The sequence below is a fragment of the Streptomyces avermitilis MA-4680 = NBRC 14893 genome, assembly GCF_000009765.2.
GTDB classification, from domain to species: domain Bacteria; phylum Actinomycetota; class Actinomycetes; order Streptomycetales; family Streptomycetaceae; genus Streptomyces; species Streptomyces avermitilis.
Map to the genome: position 1 here is coordinate 5,308,753 of NC_003155.5, position 26,378 is coordinate 5,335,130.

The window sequence follows — 26,378 nt, forward strand, 5'->3', positions numbered from 1 at the left end:
CTGGGGCGGGCTCCGGGGCAGCGTACAAGGGGACACTGAGTGCTCCCCCGGGCGTCCGTTAGCGTAGTGCTTCCGCGGCGCCGAAGGAGATAAGGGTACGTTGAGCAATACTGCCGACTCCCACGGAACGGGTTCCGGTTCCCCCGAAACGGGTTCCGGTTCGGACTCCGAGGCGGCCCGCCCCCGTCGTTTCCCGCCCGTCCGCGTCCTCACGGTGGCCGTGTTCGCGCTCGCCGGCCTCATTTTCTTCACCAGCTTCAACACCGCCAAAGGCACCAATATCCGTACGGATGCCTCGATGCTGAAGCTCTCCGACCTCATTCAGGAACGCAGCCACAAGAACGGCCGGCTCGACGAGTCCAATGCCGCGCTGCGCGACGACGTCGAGGCCCTCGCCCAGCGCGGTGGCGGCAACACCAAGGCCGAGGAGGAGAAGCTCGCGGCGCTGGAGAAGAGCGCCGGCACCCAGAAGCTCAAGGGCAAGGCCGTCACGGTGACGCTCAACGACGCCCCGCCGAACGCCACGGCCAAGCTGCCCGGCTATCCCGAGCCGCAGCCCGACTACCTGGTCATCCACCAGCAGGACCTCCAGGCCGTGGTGAACGCCCTGTGGCAGGGCGGCGCCGAGGGCATCAAGGTGATGGACCAGCGGCTGATCTCCACCAGCGCCGTGCGCTGCGTCGGCAACACCCTGATCCTCCAGGGCCGCGTCTACTCGCCCCCGTACAAGATCACGGCGATCGGCGACCCGGACAAGCTCCAGGAGTCCCTCGCCGCTTCCCAGGCGATCCAGAACTACATGGTGTACGTGAATGTGTACGGCCTCGGCTGGAAAGTCACCGAGAACGGGACGGTGACTCTTCCCGGCTACTCGGGCACAGTGGATCTGCACTACGCCAAACCCGTCGAGTAGGCCGCGTAGGCCCGCGTAGGTCCCGCAGGCCCTTCAGGAGCTGCCGGTGCGCGTGATCGTCAGGACCGTCAGCGAACTGTGCATCACCCTCGGCACGTTGATCGTTCTCTTCGTGGTCTACGTCCTCTTCTGGACCGGCGTGAAGGCCGACAGCGCGATGGGCCACCAGGTCGATGTGCTCCAGGAACAGTGGTCGAAGGGGACGGTCCGTCCGACGGCCGCGCCCGGCGCCTCCGCCCGCACGAGTCCCGAGAAGCCCGCCCCCTACACGTACGGCAAGCCCTTCGCCGTGATGTACATCCCGCGTCTTGGTTTCACGTGGAACAAGCCCGTGCTCGAAGGAACCGGAACGGAAGTCCTGAAGAAGGGGCTCGGCCACTACGCGAACACCGCGCGGCTCGGTCAGAAGGGCAACTTCGCGGTCGCCGGTCACCGGCGCACGTACGGCGATCCCTTCAAAGATTTTCCCAAGCTGCGGCACGGCGACGAGGTGGTGCTGACGGACGGGACGACATGGTTCACGTACGTCATCGACACCGGGCCCTACAAGACCGTGCCGACGGACGTTGAGGTCATCGACCCTGTGCCACGTAAATCGGGGTACGAGCGCGAGGGCCGCTATCTGACGCTGACGACGTGTGAGCCGGAGTGGGGACACAGTCACCGGCTGATCGTCTGGGCGCATCTCGACTCCACACAGCCTGTGGAGGCCGGGAAACCGGAGGCTCTACGCCGTTAGTCTGGTGCGGTACGGCGACGGAAGGGACGGCATGTACGGCTGGATCTGGCGGCATCTCCCGGGGAACCTCTGGGTGCGGGCGTTGACCTCACTCGTACTCGTTCTCGCTGTGGTCTACGTCCTCTTCCAGTATGTCTTCCCCTGGGCGGAACCGCTGCTGCCCTTCAACGACGTGACGGTGGACGGCCAGTGAGTACGCGCATTCTCGTTGTCGACAACTACGACAGCTTCGTCTTCAACCTCGTCCAGTACCTGTACCAGCTGGGTGCGGAGTGCGAGGTGCTGCGCAACGACGAGGTGTCGACCGCGCACGCCCAGGACGGCTTCGCCGGCGTCCTGCTCTCGCCCGGCCCCGGTGCCCCCGAGCAGGCAGGTGTCTGCATCGACATGGTCCGGCACTGCGCGGCGACCGGCGTGCCCGTCTTCGGGGTCTGCCTCGGCATGCAGTCCATGCAGGTGGCGTACGGGGGTGTGGTGGACCGGGCGCCCGAGCTGCTGCACGGCAAGACCTCACTCGTGGAGCACACGGGCAAGGGCGTCTTCTCGGGGCTTCCCTCGCCCTTCACGGCGACGCGCTACCACTCGCTGGCGGCCGAGCCCCGGACCGTGCCGGACGAGCTGGAGGTCACGGCCCGCACGCACGACGGGATCATCATGGGGCTCCGGCACCGTGAACTCCCGGTCGAGGGCGTGCAGTTCCACCCCGAGTCGGTGCTGACCGAGCACGGTCACCGGATGCTGGCCAACTGGCTGGTGGAGTGCGGCGACACGGATGCCGTGGCGAGGTCGGCGGGGCTCGCCCCGGTGGTGGGCAGGGCCACGGCGTGACCGCGCTGCGCCCCGAGCGCGAATCCGGCGCGTACGGAGACGCCGGAGAACACGGTTCCTCGTACGGGCAGCAGCCGTACGAGGCCGCCGGTGCGTTCGAGGTGCCCGGCGCGTTCGAGCAGCGCGGTGCGTTCGCGGCCGCGGTCGAGCAGCTGTCCGATCCGCTGAACGATCCGCTCCCGGGGGCAGGGCCCGCGGGGCACCCGGCCTACGAGGGCGGGCAGGGGGCGTACGCGGCGCCGGCGGCGCCGGTGCAGGAGGCCGGGTACTACCCGTCGTACGAGGAGCCGGTGGCCCCGCCGCCCTACACCGGGCAGGTGCCCGCCCCCGTGCCGCAGCCGTACCCCGGGCCGGTGGCCGCCCCCGTACCGCCGCCGCACGACCAACCGGTCGCGATGGCGCCGCCGTTGGACGACAGGACGGTCGCGCTGCGGGCCGCGGACGTCGCCGAGGCGCGGCGCATGGCCGATGGTGGGGCGAGCGGTGCCGGGAGCGCGCCCATATCCGCTCCAGGAGGCCGTGCAGCGCGCCGGAAGGCCGCCCGGAGGCAGGGACGGCACGGCGGCGCCCAGGAGGCGCCCGAAGGGCCTTCTGGGGCCTCTGATGCGCCTGGGGCGGCCGACGGGGCTCCCCGCTCGCGGATGGAGGCACGGCGGGCGGCGCGTGCGAGCAAGCCCGGTGCGGGGGTCATCGCGAGCCGGATGGTCGGCGAGGTCTTCATCACCACCGGTGTGCTCATGCTGCTGTTCGTCACCTACCAGCTGTGGTGGTCGAACGTCAGGGCGCACCAGCAGGCCGGCAGTGAGACGAACCACCTCCAGCAGGACTGGGCGAGCGGCAAGCGGAAGCCGGGGGCGTTCGAGCCGGGCCAGGGCTTCGCCATCCTGGACATTCCGAAGCTGGACGTGGTCGCGCCGATCGCGGAGGGCACCAGCAAGACCAAGGTGCTCGACCGCGGGATGGTCGGGCACTACGCCGAAGGGGCCACCAAGACGGCGATGCCGGACGCCAAGACGGGCAACTTCGGGCTGGCGGGGCATCGCAACACGCACGGTGAGCCGTTCCGGTACATCAACCGTCTGAAGCCGGGCGACGCGATCGTCGTGGAGACGCAGGACACGTATTTCGTGTACAAGATGACGTCGATCCTGCCGGTGACGCCGCCCAGCAACACGAGCGTGCTGAATCCGATACCCCCGGGATCGGGTCTCACGAAGCCGGGCCGCTACATCACTCTCACCACCTGCACCCCCGAATTCACCAGCAAGTACCGGATGATCGTGTGGGGCAAGATGGTGGAGGAACGGCCGCGCAGCAAGGGCAAACCGGACGCGCTCGTCGAGTAAGGACAGATGAACAGTGGCAGCGACGACCGACCAGGAAGAGCGTGCCGAGGCGGGGGTGCCGGAGCCGGGACACCGGTTGCGTGGCCGGATCGCGATGGCGGTCAGCGTCTTCGGTGAACTCCTCATCACGGCGGGCCTGGTACTGGGCCTGTTCGTCGTCTACTCGCTGTGGTGGACGAACGTCCTGGCGGACCGCAAGGCGAACCAGCAGGCCGACAAGGTGCGCCACGAATGGGAGACCTCCGACACCGGGCCGGGGGCGCTGGACACCAAGGACGGCATCGGCTTCCTGCACGTACCCGCGATGAACAACGGCGAGGTGCTGGTCAGGAAGGGCACGTCGACGCAGGTCCTCAACAACGGTGTGGCCGGCTACTACACGGACCCCGTCAAGGCGATGCTGCCGATGACCGGCAAGAACGGCAACTTCACACTGGCCGCGCACCGGGACGGGCACGGCGCGAAGTTCCACAACATCGACAAGGTGCGGAAGGGCGATCCGGTCGTCTTCGAGACGAAGGACGACTGGTACGTCTACAAGGTCTTCGCGATCCTCCCGGAGACCTCGAAGTACAACGTGAAGGTCGTGGCCGGGCTCCCCAAGCAGGCGGGCGTGACGAAGCCGGGCCGCTACATCACGCTCACGACGTGCACGCCCGTCTACACGTCGGAGTACCGGTACATCGTGTGGGGGAAGCTCGTGCGGGTGGACAAGGTGAACGCGAAGCGGACCCCGCCGAGGGAACTGGGCTGAACCCACCAGAAAGCCCCGGCCACCGTGAGCGGTGGCCGGGGCTTTCTCGTGGACGGGGCGGGTCAGTCCTCCGTGCGGAACGCCGTTCCGGTGGCTCCTCCGAAGAACGTGGTGCCGCCGTTGTTGTTCCCGCCGTTGTTGTTGTTGCCGCCCGCGGCCGTCAGATTGACCGCGGTGCCCTGGGCGACCTGGGTGCCCGCCTGCGGATCCGAGGCGATGACGATGGCGTTGTCGTCCTGGGAGCCCGTGATGTTGCCGACGTTCAGACCGGCGTCCTGGAGGGCCTTCTTGGCGTCCTTGAGGGACTGGCCCCCCAGGTTCGGGACGGCGACCTGCTGCGGGGCCTTGCCGACCTGAATGTCCACCGCGGAGTTCTTCTTCACCTCGGTGCCCGCCGTGGGCGAGGTCTGGATGACCTTGCCCGCCTGCGAGGCGTCGCTGGTGTCGACTTCGGTGCAGTTGCCGGTGAGGTTGTTGGCCTGCATCTGCTGCTTGGCCTCGTCACAGCTCTTGCCGGTGACGTCGGGGACCGTGACCTTCTGCGCTTCTGCCGCCACGGTCAGGGTGATCGTGGTGCCCTTCTGCCGCTCAGAGTCGCCCGAGGGGTCCTGGGCAGTGACCACGCCGGGTGTCTGGTCCGACACCTCGGTCTTCTTTTCGACCCTGAAGCCCTTGTCTTCGAGCTGGGACTTCGCCTTGCCGAAAGTGAGGCCCGTGACGTCCGGAACCGCGATCTTGGGTGCCCCGGTCGACAGGACCAGATTGACCAGGCTGTTCTTCTTGACCTTGGTCTTGGCGTCCGGGCTCTGCGAGCAGACGTTGCCCTTCGCCTGGTCCTCGCACGGCTTCTTCGTGATCGACAGCTTCACATCGCCGTTGACGGCCTGTTGCTTCGCGTCGGCCAGCGTCAGACCGACGAAGTTCGGGGCCGGAACGGTGTCGTTGGCCGCGCGGTCCCCGTCGAAGATCCACTTGCCGATCAGGATCGCGCCGATCAGGACCAGCGCACCGGCCACGACCAGCAGGATCGTCGACGTGTTCGACTTCTTCTGGTCCCTCTGGCGGCGCCGGTCCGGGCGGTCGTCGAAGCCGAAGCCGCCGTCGTCCGGATTCATCGGAGGCAGCATCGTCGTGGCGCCGGCGTCCGCGCGCAGGGCGGTCGTCGCCTGGTCGTCGCCGTAGCCGTTGTAGCCGACCGACCCCATGGCCGCCGTGGCCGCGACGGGCTGGCCGTCGAGGCACGCCTCGATGTCGATGCGCATCTCGTCGGCGGACTGGTAGCGGTAGTCCGGGTCCTTGGTCAGCGCCTTCAGGACGATCGCGTCCATCTCGGGCGTGATCTCGGGGTCGAAGACGCTCGGAGGCTGCGGCTCCTCGCGTACGTGCTGGTACGCGACCGCGACCGGGGAGTCGCCCACGAACGGGGGACGTACGGTCAGCAGCTCGTAGAGCAGACAGCCGGTCGAGTACAGGTCGGAGCGTGCGTCGACCTGCTCGCCCTTCGCCTGCTCCGGCGAGAGGTACTGGGCCGTGCCGATGACCGCGGCCGTCTGCGTCATCGTCATGCCGGAGTCGCCCATCGCGCGGGCGATACCGAAGTCCATCACCTTGACCTGGCCGTTGCGCGTCAGCATGACGTTCGCCGGCTTGATGTCGCGGTGGACGATGCCTGCGCGGTGGGAGTACTCGAGGGCCTGGAGGATGCCGATGGTCATCTCCAGGGTGCGCTCGGGCAGCAGCTTGCGCCCTGAGTGCAGCAGCTCGCGCAGCGTGGACCCGTCGACGTACTCCATCACGATGTACGGGATGGAGATGCCCTCGATGTAGTCCTCACCCGTGTCGTACACGGCGACGATCGCGGGATGGTTGAGCGAGGCGGCCGACTGGGCCTCCCGGCGAAACCGGGCCTGGAACGACGGGTCACGTGCGAGGTCCGCCCGCAGCGTCTTCACCGCCACGGTGCGGCCGAGCCGGGTGTCGTGGGCGAGATGCACCTCGGCCATGCCACCACGGCCGAGCACATGGCCCAGCTCGTACCGGCCGCCGAGGCGACGCGGCTCTTCCATAGCTTCCTACCAGCCCTCTCCGTCGGTCCCGACCACACCCTCGTGTGGTCCGGCGGTGTGCTGTCCGGGCTTACCGTACCCGGCTCGCCTTGTGTGACCTGGCCACATCCGCCACCCGATACAGGACCGGTATCGCAACGTGCACTGATGTGAAGGGGACGTGACGGGGTTCACTTCTTGCTGTCGATGACTGCCTTCATCACGCTCCTGGCGATGGGCGCGGCGAGACCGCCACCGGAAATGTCGTCGCGATTGGCGTTCTCGTCCTCCACGACCACGGCGACGGCGACCGGCGAGCTGCCGTCGCTGAGCTTCGCGTAGGAGATGAACCAGGCGTACGGGTTCTCGCTGTTGTTGAGACCGTGCTGGGCGGTACCCGTCTTGCCGCCGACGGTGACGCCGGAGATCTGGGCGTTCGTACCCGTGCCCTGCTTGACGACCGTCTCCATCATGGACTGCAGGATCTGCGCGTTCTTCTCGGAGAGCGGCTTGCTCATCTCCTGCGGGTCGGTCTGCGAGAGCACGTCCAGGCTCGGCGCCTGCAGCTTGTCGACCATGTACGGCTTCATCAGCGTGCCGTCATTGGCGACGGCCGAGGCGACCATGGCCATCTGCAGCGGGGTCGTGGCGGTCTCGAACTGGCCGATCGAGCTGAGCGCGGTCTGCGGCTTGTCCATCTTCTCGGGGAAGTTGGAGGCGCTGGCGCGCACCGGCGTGAACTGCTCCTCGTTGAAGCCGAACTTCTTGGCCTGCGCGAGCATCTTCTCCTTGCCGAGGTCGGCGCCGATCTTGCCGAAGACGGTGTTGCAGGAGTACTGAAGGGCGACCCGCATCGTCGCGTTCTTGCAGGGGATGTTCCCCTCGTTCTTCAGCTCGGTGCGGGTGTTCGGCAGCGTGTACGGCAGCGGCGAGTCGGTCTTCTGGTCCGCGCCGTTGTACAGCCCGTTCTCGAGCGCGGCGGCCGCGGTGACCACCTTGAAGGTGGAGCCCGGCGGGTAGGTGTCGCGCAGCGCCCGGTTCAGCATCGGCTCGTTGGGGTTGTTCTTCTTCTGGAGCTTCGTCCAGGCCTCGCCGTCGGTCTTCGTGGAGTTGCCCGCGAAGGTCGAGGGGTCGTACGAGGGGGTCGAGGCCAGCGCCAGGATCGCGCCGGTCTCCGGGTCGATCGCCACGGCGGCGCCCTTGCCGCGCGCCTTCAGGCCCTGGTACGCGGCCTTCTGCGCGGCGGCGTTGAGGGTGGTGACGACATTGCCGCCCTGCTTCTTCTTGCCGGTCAGCATGTCGAGGGTGTTGCGGAAGAACAGCCGGTCGTCGTTGCCGGTGAGGATGCCGTCCTCGATGCTCTCCAACTGGGTGGCGCCGAAGGCCTGGGAGGCGTACCCGGTGATGGGCGCCCACATCGCGCCGTCCTTGTAGGTGCGCTTGTATTCGAAGTCGTTGTAGCCGCTGCCGGTGCCCTTCGCGGACCCGGTGATCGACTTGCCGTCGACGATGATGTCGCCGCGCGGTGTGGCGTATCGCTCGATGGCGACGCGGCGGTTCTTCGTGTCGGACTTCAGGGTGTCCGCCTGGACGTACTGGATCCAGTTGTCACGGATGAGCAGGGCGAGGACCAGGAGCCCGCAGAAGATCGCGATCCGGCGCAGGGGCTTGTTCACGGGCGGACCACCTGGGTCATCTCGGCGTCGGGGCTGGGCGCGGGTGTGGGTGCCGGGCGGCGGGCGGTGTCGCTGATTCTGATCAGGATGCCCATGAGCGCCCAGTTGGCGATGACGGAGGAACCTCCGTAGGCCACGAACGGCATCGTCATACCGGTCAGCGGGATCAACCCCATGACGCCGCCTGCGACGACGAAGACCTGGAGCGCGAAGCCGCCGGAGAGGCCGACGGCGAGGAGCTTGCCGAACGGGTCGCGGGCCGCGAGCGCCGTTCGGATGCCGCGCTCCACGATCAGGCCGTAGATGATCAGGATCGCCATGATCCCCGCCAGGCCCAGTTCCTCGCCGAAGCTGGCGAGGATGAAGTCGGAGTTGGCGGCGAACCGGATGAGTTCCGAGTGACCCTGTCCCCATCCGGTGCCGAGCGTGCCGCCGGAGCCGAAGGCCCACAGGGCCTGCATGGCCTGCTCGGAGTGGAGGATGCCGTCGTGGGTTCCGGCCTGGCTGAGCTTGTACTCGTGCAACGGGTTGAGCCAGGCCTGGACACGCGTCTGGATGTGCGGTTCGAAGCTCGCCACGCCGACGGCGCCGACCGCCGACATGAGCAGACCGAAGACGATCCAGCTGGTCCGCTCCGTGGCGACGTACAGCATGATCACGAACATGCCGAAGAACAGCAGCGAGGTACCGAGGTCGGTCTCGAAGACCAGGATCAGGATGGAGACGAACCAGACCACCAGGATCGGGCCGAGGTCGCGGCCGCGCGGCAGGTAGAGGCCCATGAAGCGGCGGCTGGCGAGGGCCAGCGCGTCGCGCTTGACCATGAGGTAGCCGGCGAAGAAGACCGCGAGGATGATCTTCGCGAACTCGCCGGGCTGGAGGGTGCCCAGGCCGGGAATCGAGATCCAGATCTTGGCGCCGTAGATGTTGGCGCCGAGGCCCGGAACCAGCGGCAGCAGGAGCAGGAGCAGGGCGCCGAACATGGAGATGTAGGTGTAGCGCTGCAGGACGCGGTGGTCCTTGAGGAAGATCAGCACGGCGACGAACAGACCGATGCCCAGCGCGGTGTACATCAGCTGGCGGGGCGCTGCCTGGGCGAAGTTGGGCAGCGACTGGAGCAGCTTGGACTGGTCGAGACGCCAGATCATCACCAGGCCGAGGCCGTTGAGCAGCGTCGCCAGTGGCAGCAGCAGCGGGTCGGCGTACGGTGCGAACTTGCGTACGCCGAGGTGGCCGACGCCTGCGAGCAGGCCGAGGCCGAGGCCGTAGCTCAGCAGCCCGGCGGGCATTTTGTCGTCGATGGCCAGGCCGACGTTGGCGTACGCGAAGACCGGGATGACGACGGCGAACACCAGCAGCGCCAACTCGGTGTTGCGGCGGCTCGGTGCGCCGATCGAGCCGATGGTCGACGTGTGGTGCGTCGGCGTGTTCGTACTACTGCTCATGGTGTGACAGGGCCCCTCACGGCTTCTTACTGCTTACCGCACAGCGAGACCAGCTTCTGCTCTTCGTCGGAGAGGCTGGGGCCGGGTGTGGGAGTGGGTGCGGTCTTGGACTTGGAGGACGACGGTGCCGACGTCGACGGGTTCGGGGTCGGCGACGACGTGGCCTTGGACGTCAGAGAGGTCTTTGTGGTTCCCGTGGTCCCACCTGCCTCGCCCTCGCCGGTCTTGGCGTTGTTCTGGCTCTCGGAAGCACGGCGCAGGGCGTCCTTCTTACAGGCGGACGCCTGTACGGCGAGTTCGCTGACCTTCGACTCGGCGTCCTTGAGACCGCCCTCCGCGATGGTCGCCTTGACCTGCTTCTGCTGGTACGGCGGCAGGTACTTGAGTTCGATCTCGGGGTGGTCCTTCTGCACCTTCGAGAGTGAGACCCAGGCCAGGTCCTGGCTGATGCCCCGGTACAGGGCGACGTGCTCGCCGCTGGCGCCGACGTAGTACTGCGTCTGCGTCCAGCGGTAGCCACCGTACGTTCCGCCGCCGATGACGGCGAGGGCCAGCACGATGTAGAAGGATCTCTTCAGCCACTTGAGGCCGGTGCGCGGCTTGACGAAGTCCTCGTCCGAGTAGCTGCCGAAGCTGCCCGCGGGGACGTAGCCGGTGGTGTCGCCGGAGCCGGGCGGGCCGAACTCGCCGCCACCGCCTCCCTGCCCGGGCAGCTGGCGCCCCAGGTGCGAGGCGCGGCCCGCGGGCGTCTGCATGGCGCCGTTGTCGTGCAGCTGGTTCTGGTTCTCGGCGACCGCGCCCACCACGACCGGGGTGTCGGAGAGCTGCACGGCGAGGGTGTCACCTGCATCGATGTCGAGGACGTCGGCGACGATGACGGTGATGTTGTCGGGGCCACCGCCGCGCAGCGCGAGCTGGATCAGCTCCTGCACGGTCTCCTGCGGGCCCTGATAGCTGGCGAGGGTGTCCTCCATCGTCTGATGGGACACGACTCCGGAGAGGCCGTCGGAGCAGATCAAGTAGCGGTCGCCGGCGCGGACCTCACGGATGGAGAGGTCGGGCTCGACGTGGTCGCCGCTGCCCAGCGCGCGCATCAGCAGGGAGCGCTGCGGGTGGGTGGTGGCCTCTTCCTCGGTGATGCGTCCCTCGTCGACGAGGCGCTGCACCCAGGTGTGGTCCTGCGTGATCTGCGTCAGCACGCCGTCCCGCAGCAGGTACGCGCGTGAGTCGCCGACATGGACGAGGCCGAGGCGCTGCCCGGTCCACAGCAGGGCGGTGAGGGTGGTCCCCATGCCCTCGAGCTGGGGGTCCTCCTCGACCATCATCCGCAGCTGGTCGTTGGCGCGCTGCACGGCCGTGCCGAGCGAGGTGAGGATGTCGGAACCGGGCACGTCGTCGTCGAGCGCGACGATGGTCGAGATCACCTCGGAGCTGGCGACCTCACCGGCGGCCTGGCCGCCCATTCCGTCGGCGATCGCGAGCAGGCGCGGTCCGGCGTAACCGGAGTCCTCGTTGCCCTCGCGGATCATGCCTTTGTGCGATCCGGCGGCGAAGCGCAGTGACAGACTCATGCGCACCTCGCCCGTCGGCTCCGGGTACATCCGCACGGTGCCCACCCTCCGGTCGGGAGCGCGCCGGGGCCCGTCGTGTGGACCGCCGCTGCGTGCTCGCTCCGCTCGCTCATTGTCGTACTACTTCCGCAGCTCGATGACGGTCTTGCCGATGCGGATCGGCGCACCCGGCGAAATCGGTGTGGGAGTCGTCAGCCGGGTCCGGTCGAGATACGTGCCGTTGGTGGATCCGAGGTCCTCGACGATCCACTGGCCGTCGCGGTCCGGGTAGATCCTGGCATGCCTGCTGGAGGCGTAGTCGTCGTCCAGCACGATCGTGGAGTCGTGCGCACGGCCCAGGGTGATGGTCTGCCCCTGGAGCGCGACCGTCGTGCCCGTGAGGGTGCCCTCGGAGACGACCAGCTTGGTGGGAGCGCCACGGCGCTGGCGGCCGCCGCCGCTCGGCGGCGCCGCCTGCTGGCGCTGCTGTGGAGGCGCGGCCTGGCGGGCCGCGGCCGGCTGCTGCCTGTTGGCGTCCCGGCGCGAGCCGCGCTGTGTGACGCGCGTTCCGAACAGGTCGCTGCGGATGACCTGCACGGCCACGATCACGAACAGCCACAGTACGGCTAGGAAACCCAGCCGCATGACCGTGAGGGTCAGCTCTGACATTGCCCCCGCTTCACCCTTCGGCTTGCCGGTAAATGATGGTGGTGCTGCCCACGACGATCCGCGAGCCGTCGCGGAGCGTAGCGCGGGTGGTGTGCTGCCCGTCCACCACGATGCCGTTGGTGGATCCGAGATCCTGGATCGTCGAGGGCGTTCCGGTCCGGATCTCACAGTGCCGGCGCGAGACGCCGGGGTCGTCGATCCGCACGTCGGCTTCGGTGCTGCGGCCCAGCACCAGCGTCGGGCCGGAGATCTGATGGCGGGTGCCGTTGACCTCGATCCAGTGCCGGATACGGCCGCCGGACTGCGGGGCCGCCGGTGCGCCCGGCCGGTGGGCCGTGGGCGCGGGGCCGGGGCGCCCGCCGGGCGGCGGGGCGGAGGGCATGGGCGGAGCGCCCGCGGGGGCGGCCGGCGGATAGCCGTAGCCTCCCGCCATGGCTCCGCCGCGGCCCGCGGGCGGACCCGCGGGGGCGCGCTCGGGGGCCTGCTGGTTGCTGGTGGAGGCGAGCGTACGGCTGCGCACCCGGTACAGACCGGTGTCGAGATCGTCCGCCTTCTCCAGGTGGACCTTGATGGGGCCCATGAAGGTGTAGCGCTGCTGCTTGGCGTAGTCGCGCACCATGCCGGCCAGCTCGTCCCCGAGCTGGCCGGAGTAGGGGCTGAGACGCTCGAAGTCGGGCGTGCTCAGCTCCACGATGAAGTCATTGGGTACGACGGTCCGGTCGCGGTTCCAGATAGTCGCGTTGTTGTCGCACTCCCGCTGGAGTGCGCCTGCGATCTCGACCGGCTGGACCTCGGACTTGAACACCTTGGCGAAGGTGCCGTTGACCAGACCTTCGAGGCGCTGCTCGAACTTCTTCAGGACTCCCATGGGGCACCTCCTCCTAGAACTGCTTCCGTCCTGTGTACTGCTTGTACCGCTTCTGCCGCCGCCCGCTTGCTGACGTCTTCCTGGTACTGCTTACTGATCGTATCCACGCGCCGGGAAATCGGCTGGTTCCCCCTGTCGGCCCGGTCGACGGGTGTCGAAGCCCACTGAGGTCCTCTGCCGGATTCCCTGCACAGCTGCCCTTCGAACTCCTTATGCCAAGGATCGTAGAGGCGGCCGCAGACAAGTGTCCCGCACCTGACTGTGGACCCTGCCCGCCTCCAGGGGAGACGGGCAGGACCGGTACGAGGTTGATACGTGAACAAGCACACCCTGATACGTGGCGAGAGGGCGTCGGGTTCGAGGTGGTGAGGGGTGTGATGCCGGGGCCGGTGACCTGCGCCCGCTCGCTCTCCGTGCCCCCGGGAAAGCGATGTGAACCCACCCTCTCCAGCGTGCTAATCTTCTCGATGTCGGAAGGCGCCAGCACCGCAAGGGGCAGGAGCCGGAAGGCACACCCAATGCGCGGGTGGCGGAATAGGCAGACGCGCTGGATTCAGGTTCCAGTGCCCGCAAGGGCGTGGGGGTTCAACTCCCCCCTCGCGCACAAGCTGAAAGCCCCGCAGGTCTCAGACCTGCGGGGCTTTCGCGTTGTCGGGACCCGGGGCCCGGGGCGGGGCCTGATCGGTCGTGGTGGGTTGTGGCGGGTTGTGAGGAAGCTCTCAGGCCCGGGCGGGCTCAGGCGGCGAAGCGGTCCGCGAGTTCCTTGGCCTTCGCGGCGGCGTCCTCGTGGGCCTTGGCGCGGGAGGCCTCGGCGAGCGGGACCAGCTCGGACATCGCCGGGTTGTGCGCCGCCATCGTGAGCTCAGGAACGATGAACTCCAGTTCGAGGCCGAGCGCGTCGCTCAGGACGGCCTTCAGGTAGTTCTGCACGTACTCGTAGGGCTCACGCGGGGTGCCCGGCGCGTACGAGCCGCCGCGGCTGGCGATGACCGTTACCGGGGTGCCCGTCACCTTCGAGTTCTCGTTCGCGGCGGTGCGGCCCATGAGGATCACGTTGTCCAGCCACGCCTTGAGCGTCGACGGGATCGCGTAGTTGTACATCGGTGCGCCGATCAGGACCGCGTCGGCCTGCTCCAGCTCCGCGATGAGCTTCTCGCGCTCGGCGAACGCGGCGGCCTGCCCGGGGGTGTGGGTGGCCGGGTCGGCGAAACCGGCGGTGTGGGCGTCGGCGGTGATGTGTGGCACCGGGTTCGCGGAGAGGTCGCGGTAGATCACCGTGCCGTCCGGGTGCTGCTCCTGCCATGCCGTGCGGAAGGTCTCCGCGACGGCGCGCGACGCGGACGCCGCGCTCGGGAACACGGACGAGTCGATGTGGAGAAGGGTGGCCATGGGGGGGCTCCAGAAAGGTTGCCAAATAAAGGGGTGGGTGGTCAGGGCACGGTCCGTGCTTCCGCCCGGGTGTGGTCAGCAGCACTGCGTACTGGACTATAGATAACACAGCTACTTACTTTTTTTCATCCCTATGTGGGGCGCCAGTACGCTGGGGGCATGGCGGTCCAGGAGAGTCACGAGCAGCAGGCGCACCAGCAGCCGTGCGCGCGTGTCGATGACGGCATCACGCGCGTCTTCCAGCTGCTCGGCAAGCGCTGGACAGGTCTGATCGTGGCCGTGCTGCTGGAACGGCCCGTCCACTTCGCCGAGCTGCGTCGGGCGATCCCCGGCATCAGCGAGCGCATGCTCTCGGACCGGCTCACGGAACTCGCCACGGCCGGGCTCGTGGTGCGCGAGGTCGACGAGGGACCGCCGCTGCGGGTGGCCTACCGGCTGACGACCGCCGGCGCCGCGCTCGAAGCCTCACTCGGGGAGCTGCGGACCTGGGCCGGGGTGTATCTCGCGGAGGACGGGCGGTGTCCGGAGGAGTTCCGCACGTGAGGCACCGGACCTCCGGGCGCAAGGCGTAGGCGTAGGTGTTCCGGGCGTAGGCGTAGGCGTAGGCGTAGGCGTTCTGGGCGTAGGGCGGAGGCGTTCCGGGTGTCGGGGATCCGTCGATCGGTGGGCCGGTGGGCCGGTGTGCTTTCGGCACGGGGTTTTCCACAACCGCGGAGTTGTCCACAGGGTCTGACGCGATTTCGCCGGCCGGTTGTACGGTCTGCACGAGTTGATGTTCGCGTGACGTTCGGGCGGCTGCTTGTGCAGCGGGGGAGGCGGTCGCAGTGACCGAGGTCGGTTCAGAGGCGGTTGGTTCGGAGACGGTCGGTTCGGAGGCTGGGGCGGCGGCCGTCGCGGCCCGGGCGGCCAGGATTCCCCCGGTGCGGGGGTTCGCGTCCCGGACCGCGCAGAGCGGCTCGCCCAAGGAAGAGGGCAAGGCGCTGCGCCGCCGGGTGCCGCGCGCCGCGCACGCCGAGCTGGCGCTGGACGTCGACCGGCCGGACGCGGTGACCGCGGTCGAGGAGTCCAACCGCGGCAGACTCCCCGAGCTCACCCCGATCCGCGTGGGCAGGATGGCGGCCACGCCCTTCGCCTTCCTGCGCGGCGCGGCCGGCCTCATGGCGTACGACCTCGCACGCACCCCCATGACAGGCATCGCCGCCCAGATCTGCGGCGACGCGCACGCGGCGAACTTCGGTCTGTACGGGGACGCGCGCGGCGAGCTGGTCATCGATCTCAACGATTTCGACGAGACGGCGCACGGCCCCTGGGAGTGGGACCTCAAGCGCCTCGCCACCTCGCTGGTGCTCGCCGGGCGCGCGGCGGGGGCGGACGAGGACAGCTGCCGGAAGGCGGCGCACGACACGGCGGGCGCGTACCGCCGCACCATGCGCCTGCTCGCCAAGCTGCCGGTCCTGGAGGCGTGGAACGCCATCGCGGACGAGGAGCTCGTCTCGCACGCGGACGCGCACGATCTGCTCGGCACGCTGGAGCGGGTCTCGGAGAAGGCGCGGGCGAACACCAGCGGACGGTTCGCGGCGAAGTCGACCGAGCCGGTCGAGGGCGGCGGCCGCCGCTTCGTGGACGCGTCACCGGTGCTGCGTCGCGTTCCGGACGCCGAGGCGGCGGCGGTGGCGACCGCGCTGGAGGAGTACCTGACGACGGTGTCGGAGGACCGCCTGCCGCTCCTCGCGCGCTACGCGGTGCACGACGTCGCGTTCCGCGTGGTGGGCACGGGCAGCGTGGGGACCCGCTCGTACGTGGTGCTGTTGCTGGACCACCGCGGCGAACCCCTCGTCCTCCAGGTCAAGGAGGCCCGCCCCTCCGCCCTGGTCCCCCACCTGTCGACGGCGGGCCACGCCGTGGCCGATGTCGCCCACGAGGGCCGACGCGTGGTCCTCGGCCAGAAGCGCATGCAGGTGGTCAGCGACATCCTGCTGGGCTGGACGACGGTCGACGGCCGCCACTTCCAGGTACGGCAGTTCCGCAACCGAAAGGGGAGCGTCGACCCCGGCGCCCTCGCCGCCGACCAGATCGACGACTACGGCCGCATGACCGGCGCCCTCCTGGCCCGCGCCCACGCCCACAGCGCCGACCCCCGCCTCATCGCCGGCTACTGCGGCAAGAACGAGGAACTGGACGAGGCGATGGCGGCATTCGCCGTGGCGTACGCGGACTGCACGGAGAAGGACCACGCGAAGCTGGTGGAGGCCGTGCGGGGTGGCCGGATCGCGGCGGAGATGGGGGTCTGAGGGGGAGGCGCGGGCAGATGTTGGTGCGGCTGGTGCTGGCGATGGCAGATGCGGGCGCGGCTGGTGCGGGCGGAAGCGGCAGGCGCACCGTACGGGCGCGCTCGGCGGGGTCCGGCGGGTCGTGTCTTAGGCTGGGCGGGTGACGACGCCCGAAGCCGAGCAGACCGAGTCCGATGCCGCCGCCGAGGAGCCGCAGGAGCGGTCCGGCGAGAGGGACGGCCAGGCGCAGGAACCGTCGGGCGGTGACGCCGTGACCGGGGATGCTGTGACCGGTGACGCCGTGGCTGGTGATGCCGTGGCCGGTGACGGGGCGGGCGAAGGTGCCCCGGGCGGGGCGGCCCAGGGTGAGCCGAGGCCCGAGGAGCGGCTCGAGCGGGCCGTGCGGGTGGCCGAGCAGGCACTGATCGAGTTCGAGATCGCGGTGGAGACCTTCCGCGTCGAGGTCGAGAACTTCTCGCGGCTGCACCACCAGAAGCTCGGCCCGATGTACGCGCGCCTCGACGAACTGGACGCGCAGATCGCCGAGGCGCGGGCTGCCCGCACCGGCGATCCCGAAGACATACGCAAGGCCGACGAGGCCCGTGCCCGGGTGATGCCGATGCCGGGCGTCGAGGAGCTGTTCCACGGCTGGATGGACTCCGACGGGCTGTTCCCCGAGGCGGCGGCGATGCTCACCGAGCAGCCCGTACGGCCGCCGCAGCGCGTCCGCCCCAGCGAGGAGGCCCGCAAGCTCTACCGCGAACTCGTCCGCAAGGCCCACCCCGACCTCGCACAGGACGACGCCGAGCGCGAGCGGCGCGACGAGTTCATCTCCCGGGTCAACGCCGCGTACGGCCGGGGCGACGAGGCACTGCTGCGTGAACTGTCCGACGAGTGGGCCGCGGGCCCCGTCCCCGCGGAGTGGAAGCCGAGTCGCAGCGAGGAGCTCTACGCCCGCCTCGAATGGCTCGCCCAGCGCAAGGAAATGCTCACCTTCGTCGCCCGGGAGCTCGAGGAGAGCGCGATCGGCGCGATGCTCAAGATCGCCCCTGACGACCCCGACCGCCTCCTCGAGGAAATCGCCGAGCAGCTCCTGGCACAGGTCGCCGCACGGGAGACCGAGCTGGCGGAGCTGGCTGAGCTGGAGGAGGGCTGACGGGCTCGGGCCGTCCAGGTGCCGCCGTCAGGTAGCGTCGGGGTATGAGTTTCGGAGCTGCTGTGCCCACGGTCGGGGTCGCGGACCTCGCGGACGGAGACTTTCTGCTGGACGTCCGGGAGGACGACGAGTGGGAGGCCGGTCATGCCGAGGGGGCGCTGCACATCCCCATCAGCGATTTCGTGGCGCGCTACGGCGAGCTGACCGAGGCCGCGCCGCAGGACGGCCGGGTCCACGTGATCTGCCGCTCCGGCGGACGTTCGGCCCAGGTCACGATGTACCTGGCCCAGCAGGGCATCGACGCGGTGAACGTCGACGGCGGCATGCAGGTCTGGGCAGCAGCGGGCCGCCCGGTCGTGGACGACAAGGGACAGCCGGGCTTCGTGCTCTAGCCGGAGCCGAGGCCCGAGCCGGGTCTTGAGCCGAGGCCCGAGCCGGGGAGCCGGGCAGCGCGGAGTTTCCCAAGTCCGAGCTGCTCGCGCGCGTCCATGCCGTGCCCTTCTGTCCTGCCTCGCCGTGCGTCCGTCGTGCGCCAGACCTCACCCAGGCTTCCGCCCCGGCTCCCGGCCCTCACCCCAGTGGATGCGCCGCCAGCAGATCACCGAGCGCCTCCTCGTGCGCGGGCGCAGGGCCGAGCGACAGTTCGAGATGTTTGGCCCAGGCGTGATACCGGTGCAGCGGATAGTCCGTGTCGGCGCCGAAGCCCCCGTGCAGATGCTGCGCGGTCTGTACGACCCGCCGTACCCCTTCCGACGCCCAGATCTTGGCCACGGCCACATCCCCGGCCGCCGGCAGCGCACCCCCGGCTCCCGTGCTGATCCGCCATGCCGCCTGCCACAGTGTGGCCTCCATCGCGCGCAGGTCGATGTACCGGTCGGCGGCCTGCACGGCGACGGCCTGGAACGTGGCGACCGGGAACCCGAACTGCTCCCGCTTGCTCGTATACGCGCTGGTCATCCCGAGCACCCCCTCCCCGAGCCCGAGCGCCAGCGCACATGTGCCGGTGGCGAGCAGCTCGCGCAACCACTCCCACGCCCCGTCGGCGCCGAGAACGTACCGCTCGGAGACCCTTACCGACTCCAGCCGCAGCTCACCCAGCCGCTCCCCGGTGGTGGAGATCTGCTCGGCCAGGACGACCCCCTCGTGCACGCGGGGTACGAGCGCGAGTACGGCACGGCCCGTGTCGTGGGTGTGCGCCGGTACGACGACGAAGTCGGCGTTGTGCGCCCAGGGCACCGCGGTCTGTACCCCGTCCAGGACCCACGACGCGGCACCGTCCTGCCGTGCGGTCACGGCGAGTTCGGCCGGGTCGTGCCCGGTGCGGCCGTTCGCGGCGACCGTCAGCACCAGCTCTCCCCGGCCCGCCTGCGCCAGCAGCTGCCCCTTCAACTCCGGGCTCCCGTAGCTCTGTACGGCCATCGCCGCAGCGGTGCTCTCCAACAACGGAACCCGGGCCAGCACCTTCGCCGACTCCCGCAGCACGAGGCAGAGGGCAATGGCGTCGAGGCCGACGCCGCCGTACTCCGCGTCGAGCGGCAGGCTCAGCAGATCCGCGTCTGCCAGCCGCGCCCACAGCGCCCGGTCGAAGTCGTCGGCGACGGAGCCCGCGGTCAGTGACGGACTCGGCACTCCGTCCGGCGCGACCCCGGCGAACACGGCCTTCGCCGCCTCGACCGCCGCCTGCTGCTCCTCGCTGAAGGTGAAGTCCACGGTCCCGCCCCTCTCCACGCCCACCGGTCACTGGTCGCCGTCACTGGTCACCGGTCCACCGGTCCATCGGGCCGGCGACCAGGCCGCAGGCCCGATCGGACGACCTGATCTGACGGAGCGTCAAGATAGAACAGGTTCTACAAGAAGGGAACGGCAGGGAGGCACCGAGCGGACCTCACCGGTCGAAGTCCAACTCCACCTTCTCCGTGGCCGGATGCGACTGGCAGGCCAGTACGTACCCCGCCTCCGTCTCCTCCGGCTCCAGCGCGAAGTTGCGGTCCATCCGGATCTCGCCCGAGACCAGGAAGGCCCGGCAGGTCCCGCACACTCCGCCCTTGCAGGCGTAGGGCGCGTCCGGCCGGTTGCGCAGCACCGCCTCCAGGAGCGACTCGCCGTCCTGGACGGGCCACGTCCCGCCTCGTCCGTCGAGCCGCGCGGTCACCGTGCTGTGCGTGGGGGCCGGCCCCGCGGGCACCGTCGCCGCCCCGCCGTCCACGTGGAATATCTCCTCGTGGACACGGGAGCGCGCCACACCCAGTCCGCGCAGCGCCCGCTCCGCCCCCTGCACCAGTCCGAACGGCCCGCACAGGAACCATCCCGCCACCCGGTTTACGGGCAACAGCGCCGGAAGCAGCTCGGTGAGCCGCTCCTGGTCGAGCCGCCCCGACGGCAGCCCCGCCTGCTGCTCCTCCCGGGAGAGCACCGTCACCAGCTGGAACCGCTCGGGGAAACGGTCCTTGAGGTCGGCGACCTCCTCGAGGAACATCGTGGAGGCGGACGTCCGGTCGCTGCGTATGAGACAGAACCGCGCGCCCGGCTCCCGGGCGAGCAGTGTCGTCACGATCGACAGCACCGGTGTGATCCCGCTGCCGCCCACCACCGCGGCGTACAGCCCGGGCGCGGGCTCCAGCGTGAAGCGTCCGGCCGGCGTCATCACCTCGACCTCGTCGCCCGCGGCGATCTCCTTGAGCGCGTACGTCGAGAAGGACCCGCCCTCGACCAGGCGCACCCCGACCCGCAGCGTCCGGGGTCCCTCGTCGGCGGCCGCCGGTGCCGGGGAGCAGATCGAGTAGGTGCGCCGTATCTCCGTGCCATCGGCCGTGCGGCGCAGCGCCAGGTGCTGGCCGGCCGCGTGCCGGTATTCCTCGCGCAGCGCCGGCGGCACGGCGAAGGTCAGGGCCACGGAGTCGTCGGTGAGCCGGTCGACCGCGGCCACCGGGAGCGGGTGGAAGCGGGCCATCACAACTCCTTGAAGTGGTCGAACGGTTCGCGGCAGGCCAGACAGCGGCGCAGCGCCTTGCACGCGGTGGACGAGAAGCGGCTGAGCAGCTCGGTGTCGGCCGATCCGCAGTGCGGGCAGCACACGGGGTCGGGCACCGGCGCGAGCTCGGGGGGGCCGGCGACCGGACGGGACGTACGCGTCGGGCCCAGCTCCACCGCCACCGGCTCCTTCGGCCCGGACGCCTGCCGTACGCGCGGCGGCGCTATCCCGAACTCCCGCAGCTTGCGACGGCCTTCGGCGGAGATGTCGTCCGTCGACCAGGCCGGGCTGAGCACCGTGTGCACGGACACCTTCCGCATGCCGTGCTCGCGCAGCACGCGCTCGATGTCCGTGGACATCGCCTCTATGGCCGGGCAGCCGGTGTACGTCGGGGTCAGCTCGACCTCGACCGAGTCCGTGCCGCGTACGTGGACCGCCCGCAGTACGCCCAGCTCCTCCAGGGTGATCACGGGCAGCTCGGGGTCGGGCACGGACCCCGCGAGCCTGCGCAGTTCCTGTTCGAGGGCGGTGTCCGTCACCATGACGCCCCCGGGTGGCTGCGGTGCAGATGCTGCATCTCGGCGAGCATCCGCCCGAAGGGTTCGGTGTGCAGTCCTTGGCGTCCCGCGCCCGCCGTCCACGCCCCGTACTGCGGCCCCTCGGGGAGCTCCAGGGTGGCGCGGCGCAGCACGTCGCCGACGGACTCCAGCCAGGCGGACTTCATCCCGTCCCAGTCGACGTCCACCCCCTCGACGGGCTGGAGCATCTCACCCGTGAACCGCCACAGCGCCCCGCACGCCTGCCGCATCCGCTCATGACTGACCTCGGTGCCGTCGCCGAGCCGCAGCGTCCACTGCTCGGCGTGGTCCTGGTGGTAGGCGACCTCCTTGACCGCCTTGGCCGCGAGACCGGCGAACTCGCCGCTTCCGGCCGCCAGTTGTCCGTACAGCAGCCGCTGGTACGTGGAGAAGTACAGCTGGCGGGCGATCGTGTGCGCGAAGTCGCCGTTCGGCTGCTCCACCAGCTGGAGGTTGCGGAAGGCGCGCTCCTCACGGAGGTAGGCCAGCTCGTCCTCGTCGCCGGCCATCGACAGCAGCACGCGGGCCTGGCCCAGCAGGTCCAGCGCGATGTTGGCGAGGGCGACCTCCTCTTCGAGCACGGGTGCGTGCCCCGCCCACTCCCCCAGTCGGTGGGAGAGCACCAGGGCGTCGTCGCCGAGGGCCAGGGCGGCCGCGGTGTGCACGGTGACGGTCACAGGTGCTTCACCCCTTCCGGGATCTCGTAGAACGTCGGGTGCCGGTACGGCTTGTCCGCGGAGGGCTCGAAGAACGGGTCCTTCTCGTCCGGCGAGGACGCGGTGACCGCGGTGGACGGCACAACCCAGATCGACACGCCCTCGCCGCGCCGGGTGTACAGATCGCGCGCGTTGCGCAGGGCCAGCTCGGCGTCCGGTGCGTGCAGGCTGCCGGCGTGGGTGTGTGACAGGCCCCGGCGCGAGCGCACGAAGACCTCCCACAGGGGCCATTCGTTGGTCGTCATCTCACGCCTTCCCTGCCGTGGTGTGCTTGCCGGCGTATGCGGCCGCCGCGTCCCGTACCCAGGCGCCCTCGTCGTGCGCCCGCTTGCGCTGGGTTATCCGCTGCTCGTTGCACGGGCCGTTGCCCTTGAGGACCTCGCGGAACTCCGTCCAGTCGATCGGGCCGAAGTCGTGGTGCTCCCGCTCCTCGTTCCACCTCGGCTCCGGGTCGGGGAGCGTCAGGCCGAGCGACTGGGCCTGGGGCACGCAGATGTCCACGAAGCGCTGGCGCAGCTCGTCGTTCGAATGGCGCTTGATCTTCCAGGCCATCGACTGCGCGGAGTGCGCGGACTCGTCGTCGGGCGGGCCGAACATCATCAGGGACGGCCACCACCAGCGGTCCACCGCGTCCTGCGCCATCGCGTGCTGCTCGGCCGTCCCCCGGCTGAGGGCCAGCAGCAGCTCGTACCCCTGGCGCTGGTGGAAGGACTCCTCCTTGCAGACGCGGACCATCGCGCGTGCGTACGGCCCGTACGAGCAGCGGCACAGGGGGACCTGGTTGGTGATCGCGGCGCCGTCCACCAGCCAGCCGATCGCGCCGACGTCCGCCCAGGTGAGCGTCGGGTAGTTGAAGATCGAGGAGTACTTCTGGCGGCCCGAGTGCAGCTTGTCGAGCAGCTCGTCCCGGCCGGTGCCGAGGGTCTCCGCCGCGCTGTACAGATACAGCCCGTGACCCGCCTCGTCCTGGACCTTCGCCATCAGGATCGCTTTGCGGCGCAGGGAGGGCGCGCGCGTGATCCAGTTCGCCTCCGGCTGCATGCCGATGATCTCGGAGTGCGCGTGCTGCGCGATCTGCCGGACCAGCGTGGAGCGGTAGGCGTCGGGCATCCAGTCGCGTGGCTCGATGCGCTCGTCGGCCGCCACGGCGGCGTCGAAGGCGGCCTCGTACGCCGTCGCGCGCGCGGACTCCTCCAAAGGCGCGCCCGCGCCTGCCGTCCCGTCCGCCTGTGCGCGGGCCGTCTGGTGCGCTGCTGCTGTCGCCATGCGGTCCCCCTCGACCTCTCATCCCGACCGACCGACCGATCGTTCGGTTCGCTCGATTCAATGGTGGGACGAGGCGCCGTAAGGTGTCAACCGCTGTGGATAACCTCGTGGCCGCTGTTGTGGCCGCTGTGTCCATGGGGCTGTGCCGGGCGGGCGGGGCTGAGTAGCGTTCCGGTGCGAACGCCGCGGTGTGCTCCGTGTGGGTGATGTGCCGCCGCGCGGCCGACGGCGGAAACGGGAAGCGGGCCGGGGTCCGAGGCCATCGGCATCGGACGTCACCGGGATCGGGAAGTTGGGGAGACGGGGCGGAATGGACGTGTACGACGAGGGCTCGGACCCTCGGCAGGAGTCGGGAGGCCCCGACGGACCGGTGCCCGACCGGCCCGACGGCTCCGCACAGAACGCACCCGACGACCCGTCCCCGAGCGGACCGAGCGGACCGGGCGGCCGGGAACCCGCATCCGCAGACCGCGGAGCGCCAGTCATGCCGGCCACGTCGGTCGCGCCAGTCACGCCGGCCGGCGAGCCCGGCCCCCACCAGGTCACCGCCCTTCCGGACGCGTACGCCGTGCCCCGCACCGGCATCGCCGCGCTCTCTCTCCGCTACCAGATCGCCGCCGCCCTCGCCCTCGCGGTCGTCGCGGTCGCGGGCTGTGTGCACGTCGCCATGGTGTTCCTGCACGTCGCGCCCTCGAACACCGTCACCAAGCAGCACGGGCGGGCGATCGACGACTGGATATATCCCGAGTTCGAGCAGAACTGGAAGCTCTTCGCCCCCAACCCGCTGCAACAGAACATCGCCGTCCAGGTCCGCGCGGAGGTGCGCACCGAGGACGGAAGCCACCGCACCACCGGCTGGTACGACCTGTCCGCGCTCGACGGCGCGGCCATCGACGGCAATCTGCTGCCGAGTCACACCCAGCAGAACGAACTGCGCCGCGCCTGGGACTTCTACCTGGCCACGCACGACAACGAGAACCGCCCCGCGGGCATGCGCGGCGACCTCTCCCAGCGCTATCTGCGCAGCATCGTGGGGCTGCGCCTCGAACGCGAGCACGCGGCAGGCCGGGGCGAAGCCGTCGAGCGTGTCCAGGTCCGGTCCAGCACCACGAACGTGCAGCCTCCCCGGTGGAGCAACGAGAAGGTCTCCGACAAGCCCATGTACCGCGTGCTCCCCTGGTGGCCGGTCCCGACGGATTCCGGGACGGGGGCGAACGCCTGATGAACCGCTTCGCCCTGTTGATCTCGCGCGGCATCACCCGCGTCACCGAAGCCGCCCTCGGCCCCTATCAGAGCGCGGTCATCCGGATCGGCTTCGCCGCCACCTGGCTGTTGTTCCTGCTGCGCGAGTTCCCGCACCGCCAGGAGATGTACGGGCCCGACGCCCCGTGGGCCTGGGGCCTCGCCCAGCAGCTCATCGCGAACAACCACGCCTTCACGGCCCTGATGTGGTCCGACAGCCAGGTGTGGTTCGAGATCGTCTACGCGCTGGCCGTCGTGTCGAGCGCCCTGCTGCTGCTGGGCTGGCGCACCCGCGCGATGTCCGTGCTCTTCATGATCGGCGTGCTGTCGCTGCAGAACCGCAGCATCTTCATGGGGGACGGCGGCGACAACGTCATCCACCTGATGTCGATCTACCTGGTGTTCACGCGCTGCGGCCAGGTGTGGTCCCTGGACGCGCGGCGGGCCCGGCGTACGGATGACGCACGCGCGCGTGGCGAGCTTCCCAGGGCGACCGGCGCGGACCGGGTCGGTCCCGTGCTGTGGGCCGTGCTCGGCCTCGCCCTGGCCGTGGCGACGGGCGCGGGCCGGCTCAGCGGCGGCTGGCTGGCGGTCTTCTGGGGGCTGTGGGCGGTTCAGGGCCTGTGGTGGCTCGTGGGCCGCCGCGCGCGCAGCGCCGAGCCGCGGATCCTGCTGGACATCGTCGCCAACACCGTCCACAACGCGGCCATGTTCGTGATCATGGCCGAGGCGTGTCTGATCTACTCGACGGCCGGCTGGTACAAGATCCAGGGCTCGCGCTGGCAGGACGGCACCGCCGTCTACTACCCGCTCCACCTGGACTACTTCTCGCCCTGGCCCGCGCTGTCCGACCTGCTGGCCTCGCACGGCATCATGGTGATGCTCGTGACGTACGGGACGGTCATGGCGCAGGTCGCCTTCCCCTTCACCCTCTTCAACCGGCGCGTGAAGAACGTTCTGCTCGGGGTCATGATGGTCGAGCACGCCGCCATCGCCGTGATCCTCGGACTGCCGTTCTTCTCGCTGGCGATGATCGCCGCCGACGCGGTGTTCCTGCCCACGCCCTTCCTGCGTCGTCTGGGCGGCTGGGCGGCACGGGCGCGTAGGGAGCTGTCGTCGCGCCGCGGCGGTACGCTGCCGGGCCCGCGCAAGCAGGAGCCGCGCACCGAGGAGACGACCGAGCACACGCACGTAGGCTTCACGGCATGAACGATCCGGTACGCGCCTGGCATCGGCTCGCCGACGGCTCCGTGCTGCTCGACGGCTTCCACGCACTCAAGCACGCGGTGCGCTTCCAGGCGCGTGTCCCGGTGGCCGTCACCACCGACCGGCGGGCCGCGCTCGCCCTCGCCGACGAACTCGCCCCCGACGTACGCGAGACGCTCGACGCCCTCCTGGCCGAGGTGCCGGAGGAGACCCTGAAGGCCCTCGTGCCGCGCCCGCACCCCACGGCGGTGGCCGCCCTGGCCGTACGCCCGTCCCGTGCGGCCAATCTGGAGGCTCTCGCGCGCACCCCCCGCAGCGCGCCGGTCGTCGTCCTCGACAACCCGCGCAATCTTGGCAACGCCGGGGCGGTGATCCGGCTCGCGGCCGGTTTCGGCGCGACCGGCGTGGTCACGACGGGCACGCTCGACCCCTGGCATCCCACGGTCGTACGCGGCGGCGCGGGTCTGCATTTCGCGACCGCCGTGGAGCGGCTCACGGTGGACGAACTGCCGCCGGGCCCCGTGTTCGCCCTCGACCCGGAGGGTGACGACATCCGGGGCCTGAAGCTCCCTGACGACGCCGTGCTCGCCTTCGGCTCCGAGCGGACCGGTCTGTCGGCCGAACTCCGTGCGCGCACCGACCACCTGGTGGCCCTGCCGATGCGTCCCCAGGTCTCCAGCTACAACCTCGCGACCAGTGTGGCCATGACGCTGTTCCACTGGAGTGCCACCGGGGGCGCACCGGCCTGAGC

At 69.9% G+C, this 26,378-nt stretch carries 26 protein-coding genes and 1 tRNA gene; 14 read left to right on the forward strand and 13 right to left on the reverse strand.

Translation table 11 applies throughout. The features are described 5' to 3' along the window. The first annotated feature begins 100 nt into the window (after positions 1–100). Genes SAVERM_RS22400 through SAVERM_RS22425 form a run of 6 tightly spaced genes read left to right on the forward strand, consistent with a single transcriptional unit; the run spans position 101 to position 4,580 of the window. Entirely contained in the window at positions 101–913 is an 813-nt protein-coding gene (locus SAVERM_RS22400) for a DUF881 domain-containing protein (RefSeq protein WP_010985757.1), read from the forward strand. A gap of 46 nt (positions 914–959) precedes the next feature. Beyond that, the gene (locus tag SAVERM_RS22405; RefSeq protein ID WP_010985758.1) at positions 960–1,652 is read left to right on the forward strand and encodes a class E sortase; all 693 of its coding nucleotides are present in this window, start codon (positions 960–962) and stop codon (positions 1,650–1,652) included. Between the two features lie 31 nt (positions 1,653–1,683). Further along, on the forward strand, positions 1,684–1,845 hold the full coding sequence (locus SAVERM_RS43360; RefSeq protein ID WP_042494480.1) for a hypothetical protein: 162 nt from the start codon (positions 1,684–1,686) through the stop codon (positions 1,843–1,845). Continuing rightward, positions 1,842–2,480, forward strand: a complete 639-nt coding sequence (locus tag SAVERM_RS22415) for an aminodeoxychorismate/anthranilate synthase component II (protein WP_010985760.1) — start codon at positions 1,842–1,844, stop codon at positions 2,478–2,480. The genes SAVERM_RS43360 and SAVERM_RS22415 overlap by 4 nt, the downstream gene beginning before the upstream one ends. Continuing rightward, on the forward strand, positions 2,477–3,826 hold the full coding sequence (locus SAVERM_RS22420) for a class E sortase (RefSeq protein ID WP_010985761.1): 1,350 nt from the start codon (positions 2,477–2,479) through the stop codon (positions 3,824–3,826). The genes SAVERM_RS22415 and SAVERM_RS22420 overlap by 4 nt, the downstream gene beginning before the upstream one ends. A gap of 13 nt (positions 3,827–3,839) precedes the next feature. Then, on the forward strand, positions 3,840–4,580 hold the full coding sequence (locus SAVERM_RS22425; protein ID WP_010985762.1) for a class E sortase: 741 nt from the start codon (positions 3,840–3,842) through the stop codon (positions 4,578–4,580). Positions 4,581–4,642: 62 nt separating this feature from the next. On the opposite strand, the gene pknB is transcribed toward SAVERM_RS22425, so the two are convergent. The 6 genes from pknB to SAVERM_RS22455 form a co-directional block, all read right to left on the reverse strand. Continuing rightward, positions 4,643–6,646: a Stk1 family PASTA domain-containing Ser/Thr kinase gene (gene pknB / locus SAVERM_RS22430; RefSeq protein WP_010985763.1), complete on the reverse strand. Its 2,004-nt coding sequence runs from the start codon at positions 6,644–6,646 to the stop codon at positions 4,643–4,645. Positions 6,647–6,816: 170 nt separating this feature from the next. After that, positions 6,817–8,301: a peptidoglycan D,D-transpeptidase FtsI family protein gene (locus SAVERM_RS22435; protein ID WP_010985764.1), complete on the reverse strand. Its 1,485-nt coding sequence runs from the start codon at positions 8,299–8,301 to the stop codon at positions 6,817–6,819. After that, positions 8,298–9,746, reverse strand: coding sequence for an FtsW/RodA/SpoVE family cell cycle protein (locus tag SAVERM_RS22440; RefSeq protein WP_010985765.1), 1,449 nt, complete (start codon positions 9,744–9,746; stop codon positions 8,298–8,300). Before SAVERM_RS22440 ends, SAVERM_RS22435 begins: the two co-directional genes overlap by 4 nt. A gap of 26 nt (positions 9,747–9,772) precedes the next feature. Further along, a complete protein-coding gene (locus SAVERM_RS22445) occupies positions 9,773–11,317 on the reverse strand; it encodes a Stp1/IreP family PP2C-type Ser/Thr phosphatase (RefSeq protein WP_010985766.1) in 1,545 nt (514 codons plus the stop codon). 120 nt (positions 11,318–11,437) lie between these two features. Then, a complete protein-coding gene (locus tag SAVERM_RS22450; RefSeq protein WP_010985767.1) occupies positions 11,438–11,965 on the reverse strand; it encodes an FHA domain-containing protein FhaB/FipA in 528 nt (175 codons plus the stop codon). Positions 11,966–11,975: 10 nt separating this feature from the next. Further along, the gene (locus SAVERM_RS22455; protein WP_010985768.1) at positions 11,976–12,833 is read right to left on the reverse strand and encodes an FhaA domain-containing protein; all 858 of its coding nucleotides are present in this window, start codon (positions 12,831–12,833) and stop codon (positions 11,976–11,978) included. 520 nt (positions 12,834–13,353) lie between these two features. On the opposite strand from SAVERM_RS22455, the gene SAVERM_RS22460 reads away from it, so the two are divergent. Further along, positions 13,354–13,437, forward strand: a tRNA-Leu gene (locus SAVERM_RS22460). Between the two features lie 131 nt (positions 13,438–13,568). On the opposite strand, the gene SAVERM_RS22465 is transcribed toward SAVERM_RS22460, so the two are convergent. Continuing rightward, positions 13,569–14,222, reverse strand: a complete 654-nt coding sequence (locus tag SAVERM_RS22465) for an FMN-dependent NADH-azoreductase (RefSeq protein WP_010985769.1) — start codon at positions 14,220–14,222, stop codon at positions 13,569–13,571. Between the two features lie 159 nt (positions 14,223–14,381). Here SAVERM_RS22465 and SAVERM_RS22470 point away from each other — a divergent pair, with 159 nt between their 5' ends. From SAVERM_RS22470 to SAVERM_RS22485, 4 genes are all read left to right on the forward strand, one after another. Next, complete coding sequence (locus SAVERM_RS22470; RefSeq protein WP_037647743.1) at positions 14,382–14,765, forward strand: winged helix-turn-helix transcriptional regulator; 384 nt, start codon at positions 14,382–14,384, stop codon at positions 14,763–14,765. A 281-nt stretch (positions 14,766–15,046) separates the two neighbouring features. Further along, positions 15,047–16,513 carry a DUF2252 domain-containing protein gene (locus tag SAVERM_RS22475; protein WP_010985771.1) on the forward strand — a complete coding sequence of 489 codons (1,467 nt, stop codon included), beginning with the start codon at positions 15,047–15,049 and terminating at the stop codon, positions 16,511–16,513. 139 nt (positions 16,514–16,652) lie between these two features. After that, positions 16,653–17,648 (forward strand): J domain-containing protein, encoded by a 996-nt coding sequence (locus tag SAVERM_RS22480; RefSeq protein WP_037647745.1) that lies wholly within the window; start codon positions 16,653–16,655, stop codon positions 17,646–17,648. A gap of 62 nt (positions 17,649–17,710) precedes the next feature. After that, a complete protein-coding gene (locus SAVERM_RS22485; RefSeq protein WP_010985773.1) occupies positions 17,711–18,040 on the forward strand; it encodes a rhodanese-like domain-containing protein in 330 nt (109 codons plus the stop codon). 178 nt (positions 18,041–18,218) lie between these two features. Here SAVERM_RS22485 and SAVERM_RS22490 read toward each other — a convergent pair whose 3' ends face one another. From SAVERM_RS22490 to paaA, 6 genes are all read right to left on the reverse strand, one after another. Next, positions 18,219–19,358 carry an acyl-CoA dehydrogenase family protein gene (locus SAVERM_RS22490; RefSeq protein WP_010985774.1) on the reverse strand — a complete coding sequence of 380 codons (1,140 nt, stop codon included), beginning with the start codon at positions 19,356–19,358 and terminating at the stop codon, positions 18,219–18,221. Between the two features lie 175 nt (positions 19,359–19,533). Then, positions 19,534–20,598: a 2Fe-2S iron-sulfur cluster-binding protein gene (locus SAVERM_RS22495; protein WP_010985775.1), complete on the reverse strand. Its 1,065-nt coding sequence runs from the start codon at positions 20,596–20,598 to the stop codon at positions 19,534–19,536. Continuing rightward, complete coding sequence (gene paaD, locus SAVERM_RS22500) at positions 20,598–21,161, reverse strand: 1,2-phenylacetyl-CoA epoxidase subunit PaaD (protein WP_037647747.1); 564 nt, start codon at positions 21,159–21,161, stop codon at positions 20,598–20,600. Before paaD ends, SAVERM_RS22495 begins: the two co-directional genes overlap by 1 nt. Beyond that, positions 21,155–21,874: a 1,2-phenylacetyl-CoA epoxidase subunit PaaC gene (gene paaC / locus SAVERM_RS22505; protein ID WP_010985777.1), complete on the reverse strand. Its 720-nt coding sequence runs from the start codon at positions 21,872–21,874 to the stop codon at positions 21,155–21,157. The genes paaD and paaC overlap by 7 nt, the downstream gene beginning before the upstream one ends. Then, positions 21,871–22,158: a 1,2-phenylacetyl-CoA epoxidase subunit PaaB gene (gene paaB / locus SAVERM_RS22510; protein ID WP_010985778.1), complete on the reverse strand. Its 288-nt coding sequence runs from the start codon at positions 22,156–22,158 to the stop codon at positions 21,871–21,873. Before paaB ends, paaC begins: the two co-directional genes overlap by 4 nt. Position 22,159: 1 nt before the next feature. Next, on the reverse strand, positions 22,160–23,179 hold the full coding sequence (paaA, locus tag SAVERM_RS22515; RefSeq protein WP_010985779.1) for a 1,2-phenylacetyl-CoA epoxidase subunit PaaA: 1,020 nt from the start codon (positions 23,177–23,179) through the stop codon (positions 22,160–22,162). Between the two features lie 310 nt (positions 23,180–23,489). Here paaA and SAVERM_RS22520 point away from each other — a divergent pair, with 310 nt between their 5' ends. From SAVERM_RS22520 to SAVERM_RS22530, 3 genes are read left to right on the forward strand one after another with little or no spacing between them, the layout of a single operon-like run. Further along, on the forward strand, positions 23,490–24,401 hold the full coding sequence (locus SAVERM_RS22520; protein ID WP_037647748.1) for a DUF5819 family protein: 912 nt from the start codon (positions 23,490–23,492) through the stop codon (positions 24,399–24,401). Further along, complete coding sequence (locus tag SAVERM_RS22525) at positions 24,401–25,630, forward strand: HTTM domain-containing protein (RefSeq protein WP_010985781.1); 1,230 nt, start codon at positions 24,401–24,403, stop codon at positions 25,628–25,630. Before SAVERM_RS22520 ends, SAVERM_RS22525 begins: the two co-directional genes overlap by 1 nt. Beyond that, complete coding sequence (locus SAVERM_RS22530; protein ID WP_010985782.1) at positions 25,627–26,376, forward strand: TrmH family RNA methyltransferase; 750 nt, start codon at positions 25,627–25,629, stop codon at positions 26,374–26,376. Before SAVERM_RS22525 ends, SAVERM_RS22530 begins: the two co-directional genes overlap by 4 nt. Positions 26,377–26,378 lie beyond the last annotated feature (2 nt).